The following is a 23,667-nucleotide window of genomic DNA, read 5'->3' as shown; positions in this document are numbered from 1 at the left end:
CCGGGCGGTACTGAAGGCGTTCGAGCTGCAGTTGGTCTGACGGGACAGGATGCCCGGCCCGGCGCAGCGCGCCGGGCGTTCGCGGGCGCGCGAGCCAGTGGCTCGCAAGCGGCGCCCGCTCACCCTGTCGAAGTTGGGCGTGCGCGACCGCACCCGGGCGGTACTGAAGGCGTTCGAGCTGCAGTTGGTCTGACGGGACAGGATGCCCGGCCCGGCGCAGCGCGCCGGGCACCGCCGGCGCGCGAGCCGATGGCGCGGCCCCCCTGTGGGAGCGACTTCAGTCGCGACGAACGAAGCGGCAGGCCCGCCGAGCACTGGAGAGGGTCCGAACCGCTGGCCCGGCGCTACACTGCTGCGGATGCATTGGTCTGGCCGCCCAGCCCGGTCGCACGACCCGCGCGCAGGCGCAAACGCGTCGCCGAAGCGGGGCCGCCGCAGCGCTGCGACCCCGCTCCAGGCCTGTCCGCCGCTGCCCCGGCGACAATGGTATGGTCGCCCGCAGCTCAGCGCGGCGGCGCTGTGCACGGCGCCTTCGCGGGGAATTGGCCACTGTGCCGAATTCCGCGCCGCGATCTGCATGACCACGAACCGCGAAGCCTGCTAGGATGGCCGCTTCGCTTCATTAACCCGGCCGTGGGATCGGCCCCGGAGACCTCCTGAATGACCCGTATTATCGAATTCCTGATCGCACTGGGGATCGTGGCTGGCCTGTTCGTCCTCGTTGGCCTGGTGTTGCCCTCGGAGCGTCACATGTCCGAGAGCGTCGAGACCAACCGGCGCATGACCATCGTCTATGACACGGTTAACAGCCTGCGTCGGTTCAAGGACTGGAACCCTCTGGTGCTGCGCGATCCGCGTATCCAACTGAAGCTTTCCGGCCCCGAAGCTGGCGTCGGCGCCCGTCTCGACTACGCCTCCAACGAGGGCTACATCGGCAAGGGCAGCTGGACCATCACCTCGACCGAGAAGAACAAGCAGGTCGTCATCGGCATCGAAGACGAGAGCAAGGGCACCGACAAGTCCACGTCGTTCAAGCTCGAGCCGACCGGCAAGAGCGGCCGCAACGTCAAGATCACCCAGGACTACACGGTCAAGTACGGTTGGGACCTGTTCGGTCGCTACGCCGGCCTGTACGTGAGCCGCCATGTCGGCGACGACATCAAGCTGGGCCTGTCGCGGCTGAGCAACGTGCTGGCCACCGTGCCGAACGTCGACTACCGCGCCGAGGAAACCCCGTTGAAGGACCTGAAGATCGTCGACGTCCCGGCCGAGGATCTGCTGGTGGTCAACGCCGGCAACATCGACCGCGACAACGAGGCCATCAAGAAGTCCATCAAGGACAACCAGGAGTGGATCAAGCGGGTGATGGACGCCAACGGCCTGGAAGCGGCCGGTCCGGTGCGCATCGTCACCACCGACTTCGGTTCCGACAAGTACGCCTTCGACGTCAGCCAGCCGGTGCGCAAGCGTGCCGGTGGCGCGCCGAAGCCGGACGCGGCGGCCAAGCCGGAAGAGAAGAAGGACGACGCGGCGGCGGCGGCTCCTGCGGCCCCGGTCGACGCGACCCCGGTCGCCGCCAGCGGCGAGCCGCTGAAGCTGACCATCCCGCAGGGCGCGCCGGTCACCTACCTGCGTACCGAAGCGCACCGCTCCGCGTTCGCCGGCTACGCCGGCCACATGGCGGGCCTGGATGCGGCGCGCAATGCGGTCCGCGCCTGGGCCGCGACCAGCGGCTACGACGTGACCGACCGTCCGTACGAGGCCTGGAAGGGCGGCGTGGACAAGTCGTTCACGCCGGAAGGCACGTACGACATCTACTGGGCGATCAAGTAAGCCAGTCGCCTGGATGATGAGTGACCACGAAACGCGCCGCATCTTGCGGCGCGTTTCGTTTATGGGGTGCCGGAAACCCGGCCGCAACGGAGCATCGTCATGCTGAATTTCGATCGTCGTGCGCGCAAACGCTCCTGGCTGGCCTGCGCCGGCGGCCTGCTGGCGGCTGCCGCGATCGGCCTGTCCGCCTACGCCTCGCACGGCGTGGCCGAGCCGCTGGCACAGTCGCACCTGCAGACCGCGGCGCTGTACGCGTTCGGCCATGGCCTGGCGCTGGCGGCACTGGCCCGCAGCAGCGAACGCCTGCTCGGCCGCGCCGCGTTGGCGCTGTTGCTGCTGGGCACGCTGCTGTTTTCCGGCAGCCTGGCCGGCAACGCGTTGGCGCAATGGCCGACCAAGCTGGCCCCGATTGGCGGGACGACGCTGATGCTGGGCTGGGTGCTGTGGGCGCTGGATGCGCTGAGGCGGTAGCGCGGTGCCCAGATATCCGCGCGGGTTCGATACCCAGGCCGCCTACGAGCACCTGAGCCGGCGCGACCGCAAGCTCGGCGCGTGGATGCGCCGGATCGGCCCGATCGCGCCGCAACCGGGCTGGTCCAAGCGCTTCGATCCGGTCGATGCGCTGGCGCGCGCGATCCTGTTCCAGCAGCTCAGCGGCAAGGCCGCGGCAAGCATCGTCAGCCGCGTCGAGGCGGCGATCGGCAGTGCCCGGCTGCACGCCGACACGCTGGCGCGGATCGACGATCCTGGCCTGCGCGCCTGCGGCGTGTCCGGCAACAAGGCGCTGGCGCTGCGCGACCTGGCGCGGCGCGAGGCGGCCGGCGAGATTCCCGGCCTGCGGCAGATGGCGACGATGCACCAGGACGCGATCGTGGCGGCGCTGCTGCCGATCCGCGGCATCGGCCGCTGGACGATCGAGATGATGCTGATGTTCCGCCTCGGCCGCCCCGACCTGCTGCCGGTGGACGACCTGGCCATCCGCAAGGGCGCCCAGCGCGTGGATAAGCTGGAATTGCCGCCGACCCCGAAGGCCCTACTGGCCCGCGGCGAGCGTTGGGCGCCGTACCGCAGCTACGCCAGCTTCTATCTGTGGCGCATCGCCCACGTGGAGCTGGCGGCGATGACCAAGACGCCGACGCCGCGCTCGCAGGAGTAGGCGAGCCGACGCCGCGCTGCCGCGTGCCGAGCGGCGGCGGTCAGGGCGACGGCGAAGCGGTCTGCTCGTGCAGTAGCCCGTCCACTGCCGATGTAGCCGGCGGCGGCGGCGTCCGGAACAGCGGATCGTCGCTCAATCGCGGCCGCTGCGAGGACGGAAAGCGCCGTTCCTGCTGCAGCCAACGGTGGTACTGGAAGGTGGCACGCGCCGCGCTCAAATAGACCAGGATCACGATCACGCCGAGGGCCGCACCCTTGAGATTTCCGGTGAGCAGGAACGTGATGCGGATGAGGGCGTAATAGGCCAGCAGCACGCAGGCCGCCACCCGGTGTTTGCGCTGCAAGCCGTAGGCCAGCGCTGCGATGAACACGGCTTCGATCACGCCGGCGATACCGGCCACGGTGTTGCCGTTCTTAAGCGCCGCCAGCCCGAGGAACAGGCTGAGCGCCGCGCACAACGCGGCCACGATCCAGCCGACCGTGATCCTGCGCAGCACATCGTCCGGTGCCTTGCCCAGCGGCGCGGCGGGGCTGGCCTGCACGTCGGCGGCCGGCGCCGAGTAGGGGTTCTGTTCCATCAGCGTAAATTTTCCTGGAGGTGACGCCGCGATATCGGTTGCAAGCGCGGCAACTTGAGCGCCTGGCCGCCGCGGATGTTCGCCGCAAGCGCCATCGCCCCCGGCCTCACGCCGGCAGGTACTTGTCCCACAGCCGGTTGCGGAAGCGGTGCTGCGGATCGATGCGGCGCTTGATCCGCGCGAACGCCTCGGCTTCGGGATAGGCCGCGGCGAATTGGTGCGGGGTGGCATGCAGCCGGTACGGCAGGTAGTAGCGGCCACCGTGCGCCAGCGCCGCGTCGATCAGCTGCCGGGTCCACACCTCCGCGGCCCGGTCCGGGGCGGCGCCGCTGCGCTGCTTGTAGTACAGCACGAAGGAGAACACCGGCTGCGGCGCCCAGCGCAGCAACGACACGGTGTCGGCAGGCGAGTGGCGGATCGAGATGTTGAGCGCGTTGACGTCGTGGCGGCGCAGGATCGCGCTCATCTCGCGCGCAAAGGCGGCGAACGCCGGCAGCGGCAGGAAGTACTCCTGCAGCAGATAGGTGGACATGCGCCGCGTGCGCGGTTCCAGCGAGCGCGCATCCAGGCTGGCCTGGCAGTTGCGGCGCATCACCGACGGCGTGTGCAGCAGCGGTGCGGTCTGGTAGCGCTCGCGAAGCGATTCGCCCAGCGGCAATTCCGAGGCCGCCCAGATCAGGTTCTGTTCGCGCGCGTAGTCCTGTCCGCGCGGCACCAGCCGGCGCGTGTCGGTGGGCGCCGCGTCGCTGCGCAGCCAGGTCACCGCCAGCGGGCGGTCGAACCGCGGCGGCAGCAGGTCGGCGTTGTGCAGCACCGCGCGCGGGTCGGCGGCGATGCGTTCGGCGAAGAACGCCGGATAGTCCGCCAGCGCCACGTGCTGCGCATGCCGCTCCAGCATGTCGTTGCGGGCCAGCGCCAGTTCCACTTCGGTGACCACGCCCAGCCCGCCGTAGCCGCCGATCGCCGCCGAAAACAGCTCGGCGTCGCGCTCGCGGTCGAGTTCGTGCACCTGGCCTTGCGCATCGACCAGCTGCAGCGCCTGCACGGTATGTGCGATCGGCCCGGCATGCAGGTAGCGGCCATGGCAGTTGACCGCGACCGAGCCGCCGACGCTGAAGTTGCTGTAGCTCTGCATCACCGCGATCGCCAGATCGTGCGGGTCGATGAGGTCCTGCAGGTCGCGCCAGCGCATGCCGCTGCGCACACGGATGCGCTGCGCGGCCGGGTCCAGCTTCACCAGGCCGACGAGTTCGCGCAGGTCCAGGTGCAGCGAGCCGGCGGCGCCGATCTGCCCGCCCATGCTGTAACGCGCGCCGCCGATCGAGACCGCGCCCTGGCTGTCGCGCAGCAGCGCGGCGACCTCGGCCACGCTGCGCGGCCGCGCGATGCGCGCGACCGCGGTGCGATCGATGCCAGCGATGTCGCTGACCTGCGGCGTGGCGCTGTCGTGCCGGCATGCCGGCAGCGCCAATGCCGCGCCCGCGCCGAGCAGGGCGGCAGTTGCGGCGCGGCGTCGGGTGTCGATGTGCTCGTCCATAAGCGCGGTGTTCTCAGTGGTGGTGGTTGCAGGTCGTCGACAGCGCGTCAATCGGCGACCAATTCCACCTGGGTCTGCACGCGCACCCAGGCGTCCTGGCTGGGATCGTTGAGCGTGGCATGCAGGGTGTAGGTGCCGAGCGGATCCGCCGGCTCGAAGCGGATCTGCAGCGACAGCGGCGCCAGTTCCAGCATGCCTGGCGCGGCCGGTTTGCCGCCGGTGGTCAGCGGCCGCGCAGGTTCCTGCAGCGCGACGTGGCCATCCGGCCCGAGCATGCGCAAGCGCAGTTGCGCGTCGCAGGCGCCGTCGTTGTTGGGGCTGGGCGCGCAGCCCGAATACAGCACGACCACCCGGATCGGCTCGCCGCGGCGCACGCGCTCGGTCGTGCGCAGTTTCGGGCCGTGGCGGCTGTCGGTCTCGGTCCACTCTTTGCCGAAACGCGCGAACGCGGCCTCGTCGGCGACGTGGACCGTCGCCGCGAAGTGCTTGTCGTGCGCGCGCTCGGCGCTGTCGGCGACTGGCGTGCCCTGGCGGTCGTGCCACTGTGCGCAGGCGGCAAACGACAGCGCCAGCAGGCCCAGGGCGCAACCCGCCAGGCTGCCGCGCGACACGCCCGCGACGCGCTGCCTCATGCCGACGTTCCCGCATGCCAGCGCCAATGCCAGGGTTCGTAGACGATGCCGTGCGGATTGCCGCGCGGATAGCTCATCCGGTAGCCGAAGCCGGCGGCGTGCGCGCGCAGCCAGGCGAAGGCCGGCGTGCGCTCGAAGCTCTCCTCGGCCGGCGCCTCGCCGGGCGTGCCGATGTCCAGCGCCTCGCCGCTGTGATGCTCGCTGTAGCCGGGCGCGGCATTGACCTGCAGGATCTGCTGCAGGGTCTGCCCGCGCGCGAACTTGCGCGCGAAGATACCCAGTTGGTAGTCGTGGCTGCGATAGCCGGAGATCGCCTCCAGCACCACACCGTCGCGCATGGCGGCGCGTTGCAGTGCCTGCCAGGCGCGTGCGGCGCCGGCGGTCAGCCACAGCGGGCGCCGGTAGCGATCGCGGCCGGCACCACGCAGCGTCGCAGGTTCGGCCTGGAGCGGCAGGCCGGTGCTGCGCGCGTAGTCCGCAGCGTCCAGGCCGAGGCTGGCCAGGCGCTCGTGCAACGCGCTCAGCGGCAGCAGCGCATCGTCGTCCGGCTGGCGGCGTACGGGCAGGGCGTCGAGACGATCCAGTGCCGCGTCGATGCCGGGTTCGTGCATCAGCCGCGGCAGCAGCGCGGACAGCCCCTGCGCGGAGGCGGCGGCGAGGTAGCGGCCGTCGCGCTTGCGCCGCAGCAGCCAGGTCGCATGGGCGAGCAGGCGCGCATCGGCGTTGCCGCGCGCGCGCAGCAGCGCGGCCGGCAGCAGTTCGATGCATTCGGTGTTGAGCAGCAGGGCGGGAGCGGGGCGCATCCGCACAGGGTAGGGCTAAGCGCTGCGCGCGGCCAGCCGTTGCAGGTCCTGCAGCAGTTGCCTCGGCTGTTCCGGGCTCAGCAGCAGCCAGCGCCCGTTGCGCAGCGGCAGCGCCAGCACGCGGCTGGCGTCGGTGAGCAGGCAGAACGCGCGCTGGCCGTTGCGCATGCGGAAATGCCCGGACTTGAAGCCGGGCAGGCCGTAGCCGAACAACTTGCGCCCTGGCGCCAGTTCGGTGTGCTCGGCCAGGTCGACCACGCGCGCATGCGCCAGGTCGATCGATGCGATCTCGGTGCGGGCGTTGAACATGGTCGAGCGGATCCGCAGCGCGCTGCCCTGCAGGCGGATGCCGCGCCGCAGGTACAGCGCGTGCATGACCGCGCCGGTCGCGGCCAGGACGCACGGGCCGATCCAATGCGCGCCATGCGCGGGGCCCGAGTCGGCCAGGATGACGGCGACGATCGCGCCGGCGACGCCCAGCAGCGGCAGCCACAGCGCCAGCAGCGGCAGGCGCCCGGGCGCGGCGACGTTGTAGTCGCGCGCGGCGGGCAGCGGGCGGGAACGGCGCTGCATGCCGTTCATCGCTGCGCGAGGATCCACTGCGCGGTAGCGTCGATCAGCTGCGCGGCGACATGGCCGGGTTGCGCGTACTCGGCCGGCGACGGCGCGCCGCTGCCGGCGATGCCGAGGTGGTTGAGCTGCGCGTAGCGGTGCAGCGTCGCCCACGGAGCGTCGCCCAGCGCCTGCTGCCAGCGTTGCCAGTCCGGCGCGGTGACCTGGAAGTCGCGCTCGCCCTGCAGCCACAGCACCGGCTGTCCGAGCGCCCGCACGTCGGCGACCGGATCCACCTGGTCGAACGCGCGCCAGTACGCGGCCGGCATGTCCAGCGGCGCGTCGGTGCGGGCCACTGCGCCGGTGCCGCGCACGTTGGCGACGCGGCGCTCGATGTCGGCCAGGCGTGCCTGGCCCTGCGCCGATGGCGTGCCTTGCAGGCCAAGCAGGTAGCGGTTCTGGTCGAGCAGCAGGTCCAGCAGCGAGCGCGCCGGCGCCGCCCACAGCACGATCCCGGCGGTCTTGCCGGAGCGGCGCGCGATGCGGGCGGCGAGCATGCCGCCCTGGCTGTGGCCCATCACGAAGATGCGCTTGGGATCGATGCGCGGCGTGCGCGCCAGCGCCGCGACCGCGGCGACGGCATCGTCGGTGGTCTCGTCGTCCATGGTGAAGTTCGCGTTTCCAGCGAAGCGCTCGGGCAACGCGTGGGTGCGCTTGTCGTAGCGCAACACCGCGATGCCCTGCGCGGCCAGGCCGCGCGCGACGTCCAGGAACGGCCGGTTCGGGCCGATGGTCTCGTCGCGGTCGAGCGGGCCGGAGCCCTGCACCAGCACCACCGCCGGGAACGGTCCCTTGCCCGTCGGCAGCGCCAGGGTGCCGGGCAGCGGGCCGACCGCGAACGCCTGTTCGGCGAAGCCGGCATCGGCGGCGGGCGGCGGTGGCGCCGGTGGCGGCGCCGGGGTCAGCAGTAGGCCTGCGATCTTGCCGTCGGCGTCCACCGAGACGTGCGCCAGCAGCGCACCGCGTTCGAACTGCAGGCGTCGCTCGATCAGGCTCAGGCCCTGTTGCCGGCGTTCGGTGGCCGCGCCGCGCTGCTGCAACGCGCCCATCTGCGCGGAAATCGAGCGCCAGACCTCGGCCAGCTTCTCGGCCGGTACCGCCTGCACCATCGCCGGCGTGAAGTCGCGTTCGGCCGCGGCGATGTCGCCGGCCTGCAGGCGGTCCAACAGCGTGTCGGCGGCCTGTCGCGGCGTGGCCGCCAGCGCGCAGGAGCACGCCAGCAGCAACGGCAGCGCGAGGCGCCACGCGCCGCGCAGGCGCATGTCAGAGTTCCCGCTTGAACATCAGCAGCGGCTTGGTGCCCGGCAGGGTGAGGACGTTGACCAGTTCCCAGCCCAGCTTGCCTTGCTTGCTCAGTTCGGCCTGCAGTTCCTCCATCTTCAGGCCCAGCATCAGATTGGTCTTGGCTTCGACGGTGAGATATTCCCAGCGTTTGCTCATGATTCCGGCGCCTTGTCGTCGCCGGGCTTGGGCAGCCGGCCGGCCTTGCGCAGCGCGTCGCGCAACACGTATTCGATCTGCGCGTTGAGGCTGCGCAGCTCGTCGTCGGCCCAGCGCTGCACCGCCGCCAGCACGTCGGCGTTGATGCGCAGCGGGTAGGCCTTCTTCTCGCTCATGCGGAACGGCTCATTTGCATCCGTGCGGCCGCTGCCGCACGGAGGTGGCGGGGCTCGCGCATCAGTACAGCGAACCGGCGTTGACGATCGGCTGGGCGCCGCGGTCCGAGCACAGCACGGTCAGCAGGTTGCTGACCATGTGCGCCTTGCGCTCCTCGTCCAGCTGCACCACGCCGCTCTTCTGCAGTTCGGCCAGCGCCATCTCGACCATGCCCACCGCACCGGCGACGATGCGCGTGCGTGCGGCGATCACCGCGTTGGCCTGCTGCCGCTGCAGCATCGCCTGGGCGATTTCCGGCGCGTAGGCGAGGTGGCTGATGCGCGCTTCGATCACGTCCACGCCGGCCTGGGTCAGGCGCTCGTCGAGGTGGCGCTTGAGCTGTTCGCTGATCTCGGCCGGATGGCTGCGCAGCGAGATCTGGCTGTCCTCGTGCTGGTCGTACGGATAGCTGGTGGCCATCGCGCGCAGCGCCGATTCGGACTGGATGTGCACGAAGCTCTCGTAGTCGTCGACGTTGTACACCGCCTCGGACGCATCGATCACCTGCCACACGATCACCGCGGCGATCTCGATCGGGCTGCCGTCCAGCTCGTTGACCTTGAGCCGGCCGCTCTCGAAGTTGCGCACGCGCTGGCTGACCTTCTTCTTCGAATAGAAGGGGTTGTTCCAGCGCAGGCCGTTGTCCTTGACCGTGCCCACGTACTTGCCGAACAGGCTCAGCACCGCGGCCTGGTTCGGCTGCACCGTGTACAGCCCGCACAGGCCGAGCAGGGTCGCGGCGCCGATCAGCAGCCCCAACAGCACCAGCGGCAGCGAGGTCGGACCGCCGCCGACCGGGTCCTTGATGATGCCGATCACGAACAGCCACAGCGCCACGCCTGCCAGCGCCAGGAGGCCGAGCAGGGCCGGGATGCCGGAGAGCGAGCGAAGCGTGCGTTCTTTCATTGCGGTGTTCCCCCAGGTGTGTGAACAAACGATATCACTTTGATATCTGTTTGCAATAGGGGGTGTTCGGCCCGTTCGCGGTGGGGCGGGCGCGCCGGCCGTTAGAATGGCGCCCCTCTTTCCGCGCAGGCACCGCCGCCATGACCACCCTGGGAACCCCGCTGTCCGCTTCCGCCACCCGCGTGCTGCTGCTGGGCTCGGGCGAACTGGGCAAGGAAGTGGCGATCGAGCTGCAGCGCTTCGGCGTGGAGGTGATCGCCGCCGATCGCTATGCCGATGCGCCGGCGATGCAGGTCGCGCACCGTTCGCACGTGCTGGACATGCTCGATGCGATGGCGTTGCGCGAGCTGATCGCGCGCGAACAGCCCGATCTGATCGTGCCGGAGATCGAGGCGATCCATACCGAGACGCTGGTGGCGCTGGAGCGCGACCACGGCCAGCGGGTGATCCCGACCGCGCGCGCGGCGCGGCTGACCATGGACCGCGAGGGCATCCGCCGGCTGGCCGCCGAGACCCTGGGCCTGCCGACCTCGCCGTACCGCTTCGTCGACACGCCACAGGAATACCGCGAGGCCATCGCCGCGGTCGGCCTGCCGTGCGTGGTCAAGCCGGTGATGTCGTCCTCGGGCAAGGGCCAGAGCACGCTGCGCAGCGACGCCGAAATCGACGCCGCCTGGGAATACGCGCAGACCGGCGGCCGTGCCGGCGCCGGCCGCTGCATCGTCGAGGGCTTCATCGACTTCGACTACGAGATCACCCTGTTGACCGTGCGCCATGCCGCCGGCACCGCGTTCTGCGATCCGATCGGGCACTGGCAGAAGGACGGCGACTACCGCGAGAGCTGGCAGCCGCAGCCGATGTCGGCGCTGGCGCTGCAGCGGGCGCAGGAGATCGCGCGTGCGGTCACCGACGACCTCGGCGGCTGGGGCCTGTTCGGCGTGGAGCTGTTCGTCAAGGGCGACGAGGTGTGGTTCAGCGAAGTCTCGCCGCGGCCGCACGACACGGGCCTGGTCACGCTGGTCTCGCAGGAACTGAGCGAGTTCGCGTTGCATGCGCGCGCGATCCTGGGCCTGCCGATCCCGGTCATCCGCCAGAGCGGGCCGTCGGCCTCGTGCGCGCTGCTGGCGCACGGCGAAGGCGTGCCGCTGTTCGGCAACGTCGCCGCCGCGCTGCAGGTCCCGGACACCGCGCTGCGCCTGTTCGGCAAGCCCAGCGTGCACGGCCACCGCCGCGTCGGCGTGACCCTGGCGCGCGGCGCCAGCATCGACGAGGCGCGCCAGACCGCCTGCGACGCCGCCGCCGCCCTGACCATCGAACTGAAGGCCTGACGGCACGGGAAAAGGACGCGCTGGTGGCGCCGTTCCCAATCTCCAATCCCGACTCCCCAATCCCGGCTCTTCACCCCGGCGGCGCGAACCGCGCCGCCGCCAGGCGGATGCTCCACACCAGTTCCACCATCGCCAGGTTGTTGAGCAGCGCCTCGCCGCCGAGCACCAGCCAATAGCCGGCGCCGTCGACCCAGAACGGCACGAACGACCAGTCCGGCAGCAACAGCTGCGGCTCGCTGTAGAACGACACGTAGCGCTGCGCGCCGCTCCAGCCACGCGCGCTCTGCCGCTGGGCGAAGGCGGAGAAGTCGGCTGCGGCCACGCTCAGCGTGTCGGCCTCGTCCTGGCTCAGCCCGGCATGGCCCAGGCGGAAGCCGCCGTCGGAGGCGAGCACGGCGCGGCGTTCGGCCGACAGCGGCGCGATCACGTGCTGGGCGAAATCGTCCAGGCGGATCTCCGGGCCGGGCAGCGGGCGCCGCAGCAGCTGGATCCATTGCCGCTCGCGCGCTTCGGTCAGCAGGCGCTGCGTATCGCCGTCCACGCGCGTGCGCCATTCCGGCAGCGACAGCGCGCCGTGCGCGCTGAGCAGCAGTTGCAGCGCGCGCTGCATGCGGTCCGGCGCGGCGCTGGCGAAACCGTGCAGTACGCCGTGCGGCGTCGGCATCAGCCAGGTCGGGTCTTGGTCGTTCATGGCCGATGCTCTGCGATGGAAAGAGGGAGGTCGGCGGCGATGTTGCGGCCGCCGAGCAGGTCGCGCTGTTGCAGCCAGCGTGCGGTGCGGTCCCAGCGATCGCCCAGCGCCAGCGCATGGCGGCGCAGTTCGCGGCTGGCGAGCATGAAGGCAAGCTTGTCCTGGCAACTGATGCAGTAGTCGAGGAACTCGCGCTCGCAGCGCGCCGCGGTCAGCGGCGCGCCTTCGCACAGCGCCTCGACCACCTCGCGCACCATGCGCCGCGAATGGTCGGGGCTGGCCCGGCGGACCCGCGCCGGCACGTCCGCCGATGGTCGCGCCAGCACGCTCCAGCGCGTGGCCAGGGCGTTGATCGGCAGCAACGCGTGGCCATGGCTGTGGCGCTGGAAGGCCTCGGCCACGTGCGGCGGCAGGTGCGCGGCGGCCATTTGCAGCGCGACCTGGCGCAACGCCGTGTCGTGCCGCGGCAGCGCCACGAACAGGTCGGCGAGCACGCCTTGCGCCGGCTCGTTGTCGTGCAGCTGCAGCGCCGCATGCAGGCGCGCCAGGTGTGCGGCGGCGTCGCGCGGATCGCGCAGCAGCGCGCGCGCATGCGTGCGCATCACCAGGCGGGCCGGATCGGGAGCGGGGCGGGTGGCCATGGCGGTGCGCTCAGTCCAGCAGGGTGTCGATCAGGTCGATCATGAATTGCGCGTCCTCCATGCCCATCGCTTCGAAGCCCTGTTCCAGGCCCAGCGCGTCGAGCACGCCCTGGTCCTCGCGGTGCGCGGCGTCGCCCAGCGCCAGCAACGCCGCCTGCAACGCAGGCAGCTGCGCGGCGATGCGCGGATGCGCCAGCAGCACGTGGCCGATGTCGCACAACGCGCTTTCCACCAGCGGCCGCAGCCGTTCCCGGGTCAGCCGCGACAGGCGGCGATAGGCATCGGCCAGGAACAGGCCGGCATCGGCTTCGCCTTCCAGCAGCAGCCGCGCCACCGCGGCGTAGCTGCTGGCCGGGCGCCAGGCGATGCGCTCGGGGTCGAGGTCGGCCGGCTCCAGCAGGCGCAGCGCGATCAGGCGCACGTCGTGGTTGTCGGTCAGCGCGATGCGGCAGCCATAGGACAGGTCTTCGACGCAGCGCGCCGGCGCGTCCATGGCCGCGGCGATCACCACCTCGTCGGCACGCCCGCGCGGACGTGCGACCGGCAGGTAGCCGCGCGTGCGGATCAGCGCGCTGGCATCGAACGGGCTGGCGTACACCAGGTCGACCACGCTGGCGTCCAGCACCTGCTTCTGCTCGGCGGCGTCGGCCGGCATCAGCAGGTGCAGGCCGACGCCGGCGCGGCGCTGCAGCACGGTGCTGAGCAGGTACCAGCCGCCGAAGTTCTCCGGCGCGAAATCCGGCGCGACCAGGAAGTCCAGGCTCATGCCGGCGCCTGCGCGCGTTCGTCCTGCAGCCATTGCGCGTACAGCGGTTGCAGCGCGTCGATGCGCCGCCGCGAGGGCTTGCGCCGCACGGAAGTGAAGCCGACCACCTGGCCGTCGCGCACGTTCGGCAGCGCGGTGGCGTAGACCCAGTAGCAGGCGCCGTCGCGGCGCAGGTTCTTGACGTAGCCGTGCCACTTCTCGCCGCCCAGCACCGTGTCCCACAGGTCGGCGAACGCGCGCCTGGGCATGTCCGGATGGCGCAGGATGCAGTGCGGCGCGCCGATCAGCGTCGCCCGCGGCCAGCCGCTGAGTTCGACGAAGGCGTCGTTGGCATGGGTGATGACGCCGTCCAGGTCGGTGCGCGACACGATCAGGCGCCCGTCGGGGTAGGCCACTTCGCGTTCGCTCCAGTACACCAGGCGGCGGCTGCCGTCGTGATAGCGCAGCTCGGCGCTGCGGTGCGGTTCGTGCGGCGGATCCATCGGCGGCAGCGGCATGGCGGCGGCCCTAGAGGATCTGCTGCAGCGCCTGGGCGGCGCGCTTGATGTCCAGGAACACCAGGCCGAGCTTGGCGCTGGGCTTGGCCAGCACGGTCAGCACCGCTTCGCGCCCGGCCGCGCTCATGATCACGTAGCCGAGTTCGCCCTGGATCAGTACCCGTTCCAGCGGCCCGCGCGCCAGTTCGCGCGCGCTGCGCTCGCCCAGCGCCAGCAGCGCGGCGGACATTGCGCCGACGCGATCCTCGTCCATGCCCTGCGGCATCGCCGAGGCGATGGTCAGTCCATCCAGGGAAATCAGCGCCGAGGCCTCGATGTCGGCGGTGGCGCCGTTGAGCCCCTCCAGCGCCTGTTGCAGCTGTTGCGTTCGCATGCTCGCTATCCGTTGACGCATCCCGACGGGGTGCGGGATGCATTGGATAGCGTTTGCGCGCCGTTGCCCTTGATCTGGATCAAGGCCGCGGCGCGGCGACCCCCAAAGTCCGGATCAGCTCAGTCGCCGGCGACCGCCAGCGCTGCGAATCCCTAATCCCGACTCCCCAATCCCGGCTCCCCAGCCACATCCACCCACACCAGGTGATGGTCGCTGCCGTCGGCGATCGCCGCGGCCGGCGCGCCGGAGGCCGGCCAGAACACGCCGCTGTCCAGGTAGCGGAAACCGACCGACGGCAGCACGTAGTCCAGCCGCATCGCGCCGGACTTGGGCCCGAAGTCGCCCGTCACCTGGGCCGGCGAACCGCGCCGGACGATGCCCTGCGCGGCGTAGGCGCGCGCGGTTTCTTCGCCACCGGCGCTGCGCGGGGTCGGGTAGCGCAGCACGCGCGGATGTTCGATCAGTTCGACGATGGCGTCGTGGCGGCCATCGCCATCGACCGGATCGTTGTTGAGATCGCCGAGGATCACGAAGCGCGCGTCGGCGGCCAGGCCGCCGCAACGGCCGGCGTCGTCGCACAGCCAGGACGCGCTGCCGGTGCCGCCGAGGTATTCGCGCCACAGCCGCAGCTCGTCGTGGTTGCGCGCCGCGTTGCGCTTCTCCGCGCCGTCGAACACCGGCGGCGTGGGATGCGCTATCAGCGCGTGCACCACGCCCAGCGGGGTGCGCACCGGCACGTCCCAATGCGACTTCGACGACAGCCGCAGCTGCGCCCACACCGCGTCGCTGTAGAACGTGCGGCCGCTGGCCGGATCGGTCGGCCGCAGCGCGCCAGGCATCGCGCTCCACTTGAGCAGGCGGAAGCTGCGCACCGCGTCGGCGTCGATCGGGTACCTGGACAGCAGCAGCATGCCGTACTGGCCCGGATGCAGGCCGTAGCCCCAGGCGTCGTTGCCGCGCGCACGGCCCTGGCCGCCGGCGTGGCCGTCGTTGTCCAGGTCCAGGCCGCTCGGCACGCCGGTGTTCACCGGCGCCAGGTAGCGGTACGGATAACGCAGCGCGGCGCCGCCGCCGGGTTGGGCCACGTCCAGATAGCGCTGCTGGAACAGGTCGGCGGCACGGTGCGCGTCGTCGTAGTCGAACTCGTTGAGCAGCACCAGGTCCGGGCGCACCTGCTGCAGCACCGCGGCGATCTTGCGCGCGTGCGCGCTGTCGCCCTGCAGTTCGGCGATCAGGCCGCCGTCCTCGTCCGAGTACAGCGAGGTGTTGTAGGTGGCCAGGCGCAGCGGCGCGCTCGCGGGTGCGGCGGGCGTGGCGGCGGTTTGGGCGGGGCCGGTGTGCGCGCAGGCGCCGCACAGCAGGGTCAGGGCAAGCAACAGGGCGCGTGGGTTCATGCGCGCAGTTTGGCACGCGGCGCATGTCCGAACGATGGCGCCGCGGCGGCGCGCGGATCACCGCTTGCGGAAGCTGGAGCGCGGTGCCCAGGTCGGCGCAGGCAGCAGGTGCGGGCGCGGCGCGCGCGAACGCCGCCGCGCTCAGTCGCCGGGGCGGCCGGCGTCCTCGTCGAACGCGCGCCAGCTGCGCCCGTCGTAGGCCTGCAACGGCCGGAAGCGGCGCTTGTAGTCCATCTTCTGGTGGCCGCGGATCCAGTAGCCCAGGTACAGGTAGCTCAGGCCTTCGCGCCTGGCCCATTCGATCTGGTGCAGGATCGCCAGCGTGCCCAGGCCGCGTCCGGCGGCGTCGGGATCGTAGAAGGTGTAGACCGCCGACAGTGCCTGTTCGGCGATGTCGGTCACCGCCACGCCGAGCAGCGGCCCGCGCGCACTGTCCGCCGTCTTCTGGCGCATTTCCAGGAACCGCCCGTGCGACCAGCGGCCGATCAGGAACTGGTCGAACTCGTGCGCGCCGTGTTGGTCCATGCCGCCGCCGGGATGGCGCATGCGCAGGTAGCGCTGGTACAGCGCCAGCTGCTCCTCGCTGCGTTCGGCGGCGACGATGCGCACGTCGATGTCGGCATTGCGCGCCAGGCAGCGGCGCTGGCTGCGGTCGGGCACGAACTCGGCGACCGGGATGCGCACCGCCACGCAGGCGCGGCAGTGGTCGCAATGCGGCCGGTAGACCAGATCGCCGGAACGGCGGAAGCCCCAGCTCAGCGCCAGCGGATATAGCGCGCCCAGGCGCGGGTCGTGCGGGTCCAACACCAGGTCGCGCGCCTGCCGTTCGGGCCAATAGCCGCACGCGTGCTGACCGGTCTGGAACAGCCGCAGGTCGTCGCTGACGTCGGTATGGATGGCCATGCGGTCAGCATAGCGCTTCGCGATCGCAGCGGCCGCGACTGTCCGCCGCATGAATGCGCCCCGGCGCGGGTCAACCGCGCCGGCGCCGGGGCGTTGATTGCAGTGAAGGCGCCGATGCGCCGGCCCGCTCCGCGGTCCGTCCGTTCTGCGCTGGTGACTGCCGTACGCGCGTGTCGCGTCGGCACGGTTCCTTCCTTTTCCCTTAGGGAGTTTTTCAATGAATTACCGCAATCCGCTGCTCGCCCTGGCCGTGCTCGCCGTGCTGTCCGCCGGCGCCTACGCCGCCAACCCGCCGCCGCCGTCGGATCCCGCCGCGCCGGCCGATGCCGGCGGCTTCGCCAAGCTCGACAAGAACGGCGACGGCGTCGTCGATCGCAGCGAGGCCGCGGCTAGCCCGCGCCTGGCCGAGCACTTCGATGCGCTCGACAAGAACCACGACGGCAAGCTGACTCCCGACGAGTTCCCGCGCCATGGCCGTCACGGCGAGCGCGGCGGACGCGGCGAGCATGGCGCGATGCTCGCCAAGCTGGACACCAACAAGGACGGCCGCATCAGCCGCGACGAGGCCAAGGCCGATCCGAAGTTCGCCGCGCGCTTCGACAAGATGGACGCGAACAAGGACGGCTTCGTCGATCGCGCCGACTTCGAGCTGCGTTCCAAGCAGCATCGCGACGAATGGTTCGCCAAGGCCGACACCAACAAGGACGGCATGCTCAGCCGTGCCGAGTTCGATGCGGCGCAGTCGATGCGGATGCACAAGCCCGACCACAAGCCGGGCCAGAAGCAGGGACCGAAGCCGGCGCCGGCCGCGCCCGACGCGAACTGACCGTCCACTCCGCAACAAGCGACAAGCACCAAGCAACAAGGCGCCGATCGACACCCGCCCCTGCGCAGCGATGCGCAGGGGCGTTTTTGTTTGTCTACGCAGCGCTACCGCAGCACACCGGTTCAATCGCCATGCTCCTGTAGGAGCGGTTCCGGGTGGCCTCGGGCCATCAACCGCGACAGGTACATTGGCGAAGTGACGAACTTCGGCGGCCTGTCGGGGCTGAAGCCCCTCCTGCAGTGCATCCAGCCAGCCAATCGCAGGCGGTTTCAATCGCGACAGGCCCATTGGCCCAGTGGCGAACTTCGGCAGCCTGTCGGGGCTGAAGCCCCTCGTACAGTGCAGCCAGCAGTGCCGCCAGTCAGTCGATCGCGAGCGGCTTCATCCGCCACAGGCGCGGTGGCGAAATCGCCGGCTTCGGCGGCCGTCGATCGTCAACGGCCACACCCAAACCCTGCAAGAAACACGATGCCGTGCCGATGACGACTCAGTTCCCGCGTTGCGCCGGTTGCACCCGCACCCGCACTTCGTCGTCGTCGGCGCTTGGCGCGGGCTGCGGCGCCGCTGCGTTGGCCGGCGCTGCGACCGGCGTCGCTGCGGGCACCGCAGCCTGGTTGCCGCGATGGCGCAACACCGTCACCAGCGCCACCGCGCCGATCGCCAGCAGCAGCGCGACGCGGATGCGCCACGCCCAGCGCTTGCCGGTGTCCGGCACCGCCTGCGAGCGGAATTCGCTCAGGTACGGCAGCGTCTGCGCCGGGTCCTGGCGGGTGCTGTCGATCAGGCCGGACTCGCGCAGCAAGGCGCGCGCGCGCGGCTGGTCGTCGGCGTGCACCACCCACACCGTGGGTTGCACCTGCGTCGCCATCGGCTCGATGTAGCTGAACTGGCCGCTGCGCCGGCTGCGGTAGGAGCGGCCGTTGCTGAGCCGTACCTCGATGCCGTGCTCGCGCAGCAGCTTGGCCACGCCTTCGGCGGTTTCCACGCGCTGGCTGCTGAAGATCTGCCGCATCGTCGTCGTCTCAGTCCTTGGCCGGGACCTGCGCCGCGGCGCCGGCCTCGGGCACCACGCGGATCAGGCCTTCCTGCGCGGTGCTGGCGACCAGCACCCCGTCGCGAGTGAAGAACTGGCCGCGCGCCAGGCCGCGCGAACCCTGCGCGCTGGGGCTGTCCAGCGAATACAGCAGCCAGTCGTCGGCGCGGAACGGGCGATGGAACCACAGCGCGTGGTCGAGCGAAGCCATCTGCACGTTCGGCGTGTAGTAGCTGATGCCGTGCGGAAAGGTCGCGGTGCCGAGCAGGTGGAAATCCGAGGCGTAGGCGAGCAGCGCCTGGTGCAGTTCCGGCGCATCGCCGACCGGCTCGCTCAGGCGCAACCACATCTGCTGGAACGGCGGGCGCTTGGGCGGGCTCAGTTCGTCGCGCGGATACACGTGGCGGAACTCGAACGGGCCGCCGCGCGAGAGCCAGCGCTGCACCTTGGTCGGCAGCGTCGCCAGCACCTCCGGGCGCGCGGCCGGGGTCGGCTCGATGTCTTCCGGCTGCGGCACTTCCGGCATCTTCAGCTGGTGGGTGGCGCCGTCTTCCTGCTCCTGGAACGAGGCGGCGCAGAAGAAGATCACCTTGCCGTGCTGGACCGCGGTGACCCGGCGCACCGAGAAGCTGCCGCCGTCGCGGGTGCGGTCCACGTCGTAGACGATGGGATGGTCGATGTCGCCGGCGCGCAGGAAATAGGCGTGCAGCGAATGCACGCGACGCCCGTTGTCCACCGTCGCCTGCGCCGCCGACAGCGCCTGGCCCAGCACCTGCCCGCCGAACACGTACTTGGTGCCGATGTCGCGGCTCTGGCCGCGGAACAGGTTGTCCTCCAGCCGTTCCAGCGACAGCAGTTCGATCAGTTCGGACACGACGGGGGCGGGCGGCTTGGCGGACAAGAGGCGGGGCCTGGGCGAGGGGTGTCCACGATTATACCGGGCCGCCTGCGCCGGCCTGTGTGCCTGCGCCGCTCAGCGCTTGCCCAGCCGTGCCACCAGCGCGTGCAGCGCGGCCTGGGTGTCCGGCGCCTGCCAGCCATCGACGAAGCGCTCGAGCTGGATGTGCTCGTCGGCCAGCGCCGCGCGCAGGTCGGCGCGGGCGATCGCACGGGTCTGCAGCATCGGCTGCCGCGGCCGTTGCAGCAGATCCTGCAGCCACGCCACCGCGCGCGCGACCACCAGTTCCGCGTCGGCCAGTTCGTCGACAAGGCCGATCTCCAGCGCGCGTTCGGCGCTGACCAGTTCGCCGCCGACCAGCAGCCGCTCGGCGCGGTGCGCGCCGACCACGCGCCGCAGCAGGCGCTGGATGCCTTCCGGCGCGACCAGGCCGACCTGGGTCTCGTTGAGGCCGATGCTGACCGGATGCGCCGGCTCCGGGCTGCGCGCCATCACCCGGTAGTCGCAGCACAGCGCCAGCACGCAGCCGCCGGCCGGCGCATGGCCGGTCAGCGCCGCCACCACGGGGATGGCGCTGTCGGCCAGCGCGCGCGCCGCGCCGAAGAACTGCTGCCAGCTGTCGAGCAGCTTGGCGCGGTCGCTGCCGTGGCCGAGCAGGTGCGGCACGTCCATGCCTGCGGAAAAGATGCGTTCGCTGCCGGACAGCACCAGCGCGTGCACCGCGTCGGCCTGCGCCTGCGCGATCGCCGCGGCCAGTTCGGCGCACAGGGCGGTGTCCAGCGCGTTGACCGGCGCGCGCGCCAGGCGCAGCTGGCGGATGGGGCCGTGGTCGAGAACCTGGATCAGCGAGGTCATGCGGAACGTCCGGAGGCGCGGTGCGGGATGGCTATCATAGAGCCACGAAGCTCAAACCATCCGCATGCGTACGGCGGCTGGTCAGCGGGCTGGCGTGTCTGGCCGTGTTGGCGCCCGGGCCGCATTGCCTGCAGTCTGTGGGTTCTGCGCGTCGCGACTGAAGTCGCTCCTACAAGGGCCGGGATTCGGGATTGGGGATTTGGGATTCGCAAAAGCGATCTTGCGTGGGTCTGCCAATCCCGAATTCCGGTTTTCCACAGCCGAACGGCTGGTCATCCCCAATCCCGGCTTTTCAATCAGCTACACGCAGCGCGGATTTCGTCCGGCAGCGGCGCGCTCTTGCCGGTCTGCGTGTCGATCCACACCACCACGACGTTGCCGTCCGAGTGCAGCACGCTGTCGTCCTTCTGGTCGACGATGCGGTGGCCGACGGTGATGCTGCTGCTGCCCATGCGTTCGACGAACAGCTCGACCACGATGTCGTTCGGCCACACGATCGGGCGCCGGTAGTTGACGTTGGTCGCGGCCACCACCGGGGCGATGCGGTTGCGCATCGAGAAGCCCTCCACGTTCAGCAGCCAGCGCACGCGCGCCTCCTCCAGGTAGGAGATGTACTTGGCGTTGTTGACGTGGCCCATGCTGTCCATGTCGCGCCAGCGCACGCTGATCGGCACGCGCGCCAGCGGCTTGTGCGAGGGGGAAGCGGAATCGGCGGGGGTTGCGCTCATCGTGCGGCCTTCTTGGTCGTGGTCTTCTTGGCCGCCTTCTTGGCGGCGGCCTTCTCGGCTTTGCTCTTGCGCGGCGGCAGCGCGTCGGGCTTGTTGGCCATCGCCGCCGGCTTGGTCGGCTTGGCCACGGTGCCGACGGGCAGCAGCTTGGCCAGGAACTGGCCGGTATAGGAATCCGGATGCGCGGCGATCTCCTCCGGCGTGCCGGTGGCCAGGATGGTTCCGCCGCGATGGCCGCCTTCCGGACCCAGGTCCACCACCCAGTCCGCGGTCTTGATCACGTCCAGGTTGTGCTCGATCACGACCACGGTGTTGCCCTCGTCGCGCAGCTTGTGCAGCACGCCCAGCAGCGCTTCGATGTCGTGGAAGTGCAGGCCGGTGGTCGGCTCGTCGAGGATGTACAGGGTGCGGCCGGTATCGCGGCGCGACAGTTCCTTGGACAGCTTCACCCGCTGCGCCTCGCCGCCGGACAGCGTGGTCGCGCTCTGCCCGAGCTTGATGTAGCTCAGGCCCACGTCGACCAGCGTCTCCAGCTTGCGCGCGATGGTCGGCACCGGCTCGAACAGGCGCAGCGCATCCTCGACGGTCATCTGCAGCACGTCGTTGATGTTGAAGCCCTTGTACAGGATCTCCAGCGTCTCGCGGTTGTAGCGCTTGCCGTGGCACACGTCGCAGGGCACGTACACGTCGGGCAGGAAATGCATCTCGACCTTGATCAGGCCGTCGCCCTGGCACGCCTCGCAGCGGCCGCCGCGCACGTTGAAGCTGAAACGGCCCGGCGAATAGCCGCGCGCGCGCGATTCGGGCACCTGCGCGAACAGCTCGCGCAGCGGCGTGAACAGGCCGGTGTAGGTGGCCGGATTGGAGCGCGGGGTGCGCCCGATCGGCGACTGGTCGATGTCCACCACCTTGTCGAACAGGTCCAGGTGCTCGATCTCGCGGTACGGCGCCACCGCATGCGAGGCGCCGTTGATCTCGTTGGCGGCCAGGGTGAACAGCGTGTCGTTGATCAGCGTCGACTTGCCCGAGCCGGACACGCCGGTGACGCAGGTCAGCAGCCCGGCCGGGATGTCCAGGTCCACGTTCTTGAGGTTGTTGCCGGTGGCCCCGCGCAGGTGCAGGGTCATCTTCGGATTGGCCTTGTGCCGCTTGGTCGGAATCTCGATGCGGCGCTTGCCCGACAGGTACTGGCCGGTCAGCGAGCGCGGCGCCTTCAGCAGGTCCTCGATCGTGCCCTGGCCGACGATCTCGCCGCCGTGCACGCCGGCGCCGGGGCCGATGTCCAGCACGTAGTCGGCCAGGCGGATCGCGTCCTCGTCGTGCTCGACCACGATCACCGTGTTGCCCAGGTCGCGCAGCCGGGTGAGCGTGCCGAGCAGGCGCTCGTTGTCGCGCTGGTGCAGGCCGATCGACGGTTCGTCGAGCACGTACATCACGCCGACCAGGCCGGCGCCGATCTGGCTGGCCAGGCGGATGCGCTGCGCCTCGCCGCCGGACAGGGTGTCGGCCTTGCGTTCCAGGGTCAGGTAATCCAGGCCGACGTCGACCAGGAAGCCGAGCCGCTCGGCGATCTCCTTGACGATCTTGGTGGCGATCTCGCCGCGCCAGCCGGGCAGGTCGAGCTGGCGGAAGAAGCGCAGCGCATCGTCGATCGGCAGCACCACCAGGTCCGGCAGCGGGCGATCGGCGACGAATACGTTGCGCGCGGCCTTGTTCAGGCGCGCGCCCTTGCACTCCGGGCACGGCCGCTGGCTGATGTACTTGGCCAGTTCCTCGCGCACCGCCGGCGATTCGGTCTCGCGGTAGCGGCGCTCCAGGTTGGGGATGATGCCTTCGAAGCGGTGCTTGCGCTGGGTGCGGCCGCCGGCGTCGGTGAAGTAGGTGAAGGTGATGGTCTCGTCGCCGCTGCCGTACAGCACCGCCTGGCGCACGCTCGCCGGCAGCGACTGCCACGGCGCGTCCACGTCGAACTTGTAGTGCTTGGCCAGCGAGGCGATCAGCTGGAAGTAGTAGGCGTTGCGCCGGTCCCAGCCGCGCACCGCGCCGGCCGACAGCGACAGCTCCGGATGCACCACCACGCGCTCGGGATCGAAGAACTCGGCCACGCCCAGGCCGTCGCAGCTCGGGCAGGCGCCCATCGGCGCGTTGAACGAGAACAGCCGCGGCTCCAGCTCCGGCAGCGAGTAGTCGCAGACCGGGCAGCTGTACTTGGACGAGAACAGGTGCGGCGCGGCCGCGGTGTCGTCCAGCGACTGCACCGAGACCATGCCGTCGGCCAGCTTCAGCGCGGTCTCGAAGCTCTCGGCCAGGCGCTGCTTGATGTCCTCGCGCGGGCGGAAGCGGTCGATCACCGCCTCGATGGTGTGCTTCTGGCGCAGCGCCAGCGCCGGCACCGCGTCGATCTCGTACAGCTCGCCGTCCACGCGCACGCGCACGAAGCCTTGCGCGCGCAGTTGCTCGAACACCTGCGCGTGCTCGCCCTTGCGCTCGCGGATCACCGGCGCCAGCAGCATGTAGCGCTGCTCCGGGTCCAGGGTCAGGATGTGGTCGACCATCTGGCTGACCGTCTGCGCTTCCAGCGGATAGCCGTGTTCCGGGCAGCGCGGCTGGCCGACGCGCGCGTACAGCAGGCGCAGGTAGTCGTAGATCTCGGTGATGGTGCCGACCGTGGAGCGCGGGTTGTGCGAGGTCGACTTCTGCTCGATCGCGATCGCCGGCGACAGGCCCTCGATGTGGTCGATGTCGGGCTTTTCCATCACGCTGAGGAACTGCCGCGCGTACGCCGACAGCGACTCCACGTAGCGGCGCTGGCCTTCGGCGTAGATGGTGTCGAACGCCAGCGACGACTTGCCCGAGCCGGACAGGCCGGTGATCACGATCAGCTTGTCGCGCGGCAGGTCGAGGTCGAGGTTCTTGAGGTTGTGCGTCCGCGCGCCGCGGATGCGGATGAAATCCATCGCCATGAGGAGTCCGTGTTGTGCCGGCCGGGCGACAGCCCAGGGCCAGCGTGGGGGCGGAGAGG

At 70.6% G+C, this 23,667-nt stretch carries 26 protein-coding genes and 1 pseudogene; 6 read left to right on the top strand and 21 right to left on the bottom strand.

What is annotated here, in order from left to right:
* Positions 1-124: 124 nt before the first annotated feature.
* The 4 genes and pseudogenes from VDQ83_RS15735 to VDQ83_RS15720 all read left to right on the top strand — a co-directional run.
* Positions 125-193, top strand: a pseudogene (locus VDQ83_RS15735) (DNA-binding response regulator); the annotation flags it as partial.
* 467 nt (positions 194-660) lie between these two features.
* Positions 661-1,833, top strand: a complete 1,173-nt coding sequence (locus VDQ83_RS15730; protein WP_263397604.1) for a polyketide cyclase — start codon at positions 661-663, stop codon at positions 1,831-1,833.
* Between the two features lie 99 nt (positions 1,834-1,932).
* Positions 1,933-2,304 (top strand): DUF423 domain-containing protein, encoded by a 372-nt coding sequence (locus VDQ83_RS15725; protein ID WP_309912481.1) that lies wholly within the window; start codon positions 1,933-1,935, stop codon positions 2,302-2,304.
* 4 nt (positions 2,305-2,308) lie between these two features.
* Complete coding sequence (locus VDQ83_RS15720; protein ID WP_455435650.1) at positions 2,309-2,989, top strand: DNA-3-methyladenine glycosylase family protein; 681 nt, start codon at positions 2,309-2,311, stop codon at positions 2,987-2,989.
* Positions 2,990-3,029: 40 nt separating this feature from the next.
* Here the strand turns inward: VDQ83_RS15720 and VDQ83_RS15715 are convergent, their stop codons facing one another.
* From VDQ83_RS15715 to VDQ83_RS15675, 9 genes are all read right to left on the bottom strand, one after another.
* The gene (locus tag VDQ83_RS15715) at positions 3,030-3,566 is read right to left on the bottom strand and encodes a hypothetical protein (protein ID WP_309912485.1); all 537 of its coding nucleotides are present in this window, start codon (positions 3,564-3,566) and stop codon (positions 3,030-3,032) included.
* Between the two features lie 106 nt (positions 3,567-3,672).
* A complete protein-coding gene (locus tag VDQ83_RS15710) occupies positions 3,673-5,103 on the bottom strand; it encodes an FAD-binding oxidoreductase (protein WP_455435649.1) in 1,431 nt (476 codons plus the stop codon).
* A 47-nt stretch (positions 5,104-5,150) separates the two neighbouring features.
* On the bottom strand, positions 5,151-5,735 hold the full coding sequence (locus VDQ83_RS15705; RefSeq protein WP_309912489.1) for a hypothetical protein: 585 nt from the start codon (positions 5,733-5,735) through the stop codon (positions 5,151-5,153).
* Positions 5,732-6,538, bottom strand: coding sequence for a M15 family metallopeptidase (locus tag VDQ83_RS15700; protein ID WP_309912491.1), 807 nt, complete (start codon positions 6,536-6,538; stop codon positions 5,732-5,734). The genes VDQ83_RS15705 and VDQ83_RS15700 overlap by 4 nt, the downstream gene beginning before the upstream one ends.
* Before the next feature lie 15 nt (positions 6,539-6,553).
* Positions 6,554-7,111, bottom strand: a complete 558-nt coding sequence (locus VDQ83_RS15695) for a PH domain-containing protein (protein ID WP_455435648.1) — start codon at positions 7,109-7,111, stop codon at positions 6,554-6,556.
* A gap of 5 nt (positions 7,112-7,116) precedes the next feature.
* Positions 7,117-8,412, bottom strand: coding sequence for an alpha/beta fold hydrolase (locus VDQ83_RS15690; RefSeq protein WP_455435647.1), 1,296 nt, complete (start codon positions 8,410-8,412; stop codon positions 7,117-7,119).
* Position 8,413: 1 nt separating this feature from the next.
* Positions 8,414-8,590: a DUF4177 domain-containing protein gene (locus VDQ83_RS15685; RefSeq protein ID WP_263397614.1), complete on the bottom strand. Its 177-nt coding sequence runs from the start codon at positions 8,588-8,590 to the stop codon at positions 8,414-8,416.
* A complete protein-coding gene (locus VDQ83_RS15680) occupies positions 8,587-8,766 on the bottom strand; it encodes an Arc family DNA binding domain-containing protein (RefSeq protein ID WP_263397615.1) in 180 nt (59 codons plus the stop codon). The genes VDQ83_RS15685 and VDQ83_RS15680 overlap by 4 nt, the downstream gene beginning before the upstream one ends.
* Positions 8,767-8,827: 61 nt before the next feature.
* Complete coding sequence (locus VDQ83_RS15675; protein WP_309912498.1) at positions 8,828-9,712, bottom strand: SPFH domain-containing protein; 885 nt, start codon at positions 9,710-9,712, stop codon at positions 8,828-8,830.
* Between the two features lie 140 nt (positions 9,713-9,852).
* On the opposite strand from VDQ83_RS15675, the gene purT reads away from it, so the two are divergent.
* A complete protein-coding gene (gene purT / locus VDQ83_RS15670; protein WP_455435646.1) occupies positions 9,853-11,040 on the top strand; it encodes a formate-dependent phosphoribosylglycinamide formyltransferase in 1,188 nt (395 codons plus the stop codon).
* A 70-nt stretch (positions 11,041-11,110) separates the two neighbouring features.
* Here purT and VDQ83_RS15665 read toward each other — a convergent pair whose 3' ends face one another.
* From VDQ83_RS15665 to VDQ83_RS15635, 7 genes are all read right to left on the bottom strand, one after another.
* On the bottom strand, positions 11,111-11,731 hold the full coding sequence (locus VDQ83_RS15665; protein WP_455435645.1) for a hypothetical protein: 621 nt from the start codon (positions 11,729-11,731) through the stop codon (positions 11,111-11,113).
* Positions 11,728-12,372 (bottom strand): hypothetical protein, encoded by a 645-nt coding sequence (locus VDQ83_RS15660; RefSeq protein WP_263397619.1) that lies wholly within the window; start codon positions 12,370-12,372, stop codon positions 11,728-11,730. The genes VDQ83_RS15665 and VDQ83_RS15660 overlap by 4 nt, the downstream gene beginning before the upstream one ends.
* A gap of 10 nt (positions 12,373-12,382) precedes the next feature.
* Positions 12,383-13,138, bottom strand: a complete 756-nt coding sequence (locus tag VDQ83_RS15655) for a PhnD/SsuA/transferrin family substrate-binding protein (protein ID WP_455435644.1) — start codon at positions 13,136-13,138, stop codon at positions 12,383-12,385.
* Entirely contained in the window at positions 13,135-13,635 is a 501-nt protein-coding gene (locus VDQ83_RS15650; protein WP_309912506.1) for a PAS domain-containing protein, read from the bottom strand. The genes VDQ83_RS15655 and VDQ83_RS15650 overlap by 4 nt, the downstream gene beginning before the upstream one ends.
* A gap of 10 nt (positions 13,636-13,645) precedes the next feature.
* Positions 13,646-14,008 (bottom strand): roadblock/LC7 domain-containing protein, encoded by a 363-nt coding sequence (locus VDQ83_RS15645; protein WP_263397622.1) that lies wholly within the window; start codon positions 14,006-14,008, stop codon positions 13,646-13,648.
* Positions 14,009-14,160: 152 nt separating this feature from the next.
* Positions 14,161-15,402 carry an endonuclease/exonuclease/phosphatase family protein gene (locus VDQ83_RS15640; RefSeq protein ID WP_455435643.1) on the bottom strand — a complete coding sequence of 414 codons (1,242 nt, stop codon included), beginning with the start codon at positions 15,400-15,402 and terminating at the stop codon, positions 14,161-14,163.
* A gap of 141 nt (positions 15,403-15,543) precedes the next feature.
* A complete protein-coding gene (locus tag VDQ83_RS15635; protein WP_455435642.1) occupies positions 15,544-16,305 on the bottom strand; it encodes an arginyltransferase in 762 nt (253 codons plus the stop codon).
* Between the two features lie 217 nt (positions 16,306-16,522).
* On the opposite strand from VDQ83_RS15635, the gene VDQ83_RS15630 reads away from it, so the two are divergent.
* Complete coding sequence (locus VDQ83_RS15630) at positions 16,523-17,131, top strand: EF-hand domain-containing protein (protein ID WP_455435641.1); 609 nt, start codon at positions 16,523-16,525, stop codon at positions 17,129-17,131.
* A 487-nt stretch (positions 17,132-17,618) separates the two neighbouring features.
* Here VDQ83_RS15630 and VDQ83_RS15625 read toward each other — a convergent pair whose 3' ends face one another.
* The 5 genes from VDQ83_RS15625 to uvrA all read right to left on the bottom strand — a co-directional run bounded on the left by VDQ83_RS15625 (position 17,619) and on the right by uvrA (position 23,608).
* Positions 17,619-18,143: a putative signal transducing protein gene (locus VDQ83_RS15625; protein ID WP_455435640.1), complete on the bottom strand. Its 525-nt coding sequence runs from the start codon at positions 18,141-18,143 to the stop codon at positions 17,619-17,621.
* Positions 18,144-18,153: 10 nt separating this feature from the next.
* Positions 18,154-19,065 carry an acyl-CoA thioesterase II gene (gene tesB / locus VDQ83_RS15620; protein ID WP_455435639.1) on the bottom strand — a complete coding sequence of 304 codons (912 nt, stop codon included), beginning with the start codon at positions 19,063-19,065 and terminating at the stop codon, positions 18,154-18,156.
* 72 nt (positions 19,066-19,137) lie between these two features.
* Positions 19,138-19,917: an enoyl-CoA hydratase/isomerase family protein gene (locus VDQ83_RS15615; RefSeq protein ID WP_455435638.1), complete on the bottom strand. Its 780-nt coding sequence runs from the start codon at positions 19,915-19,917 to the stop codon at positions 19,138-19,140.
* A 296-nt stretch (positions 19,918-20,213) separates the two neighbouring features.
* Positions 20,214-20,645, bottom strand: a complete 432-nt coding sequence (locus tag VDQ83_RS15610) for an acyl-CoA thioesterase (protein WP_455435637.1) — start codon at positions 20,643-20,645, stop codon at positions 20,214-20,216.
* On the bottom strand, positions 20,642-23,608 hold the full coding sequence (uvrA, locus tag VDQ83_RS15605) for an excinuclease ABC subunit UvrA (protein ID WP_455435636.1): 2,967 nt from the start codon (positions 23,606-23,608) through the stop codon (positions 20,642-20,644). Before uvrA ends, VDQ83_RS15610 begins: the two co-directional genes overlap by 4 nt.
* Positions 23,609-23,667: the final 59 nt, after the last annotated feature.

The sequence above is a fragment of the Xanthomonas sp. WHRI 7945 genome (assembly GCF_035026585.1).
This window is presented reverse-complemented; position numbering and strand designations above follow the sequence as displayed.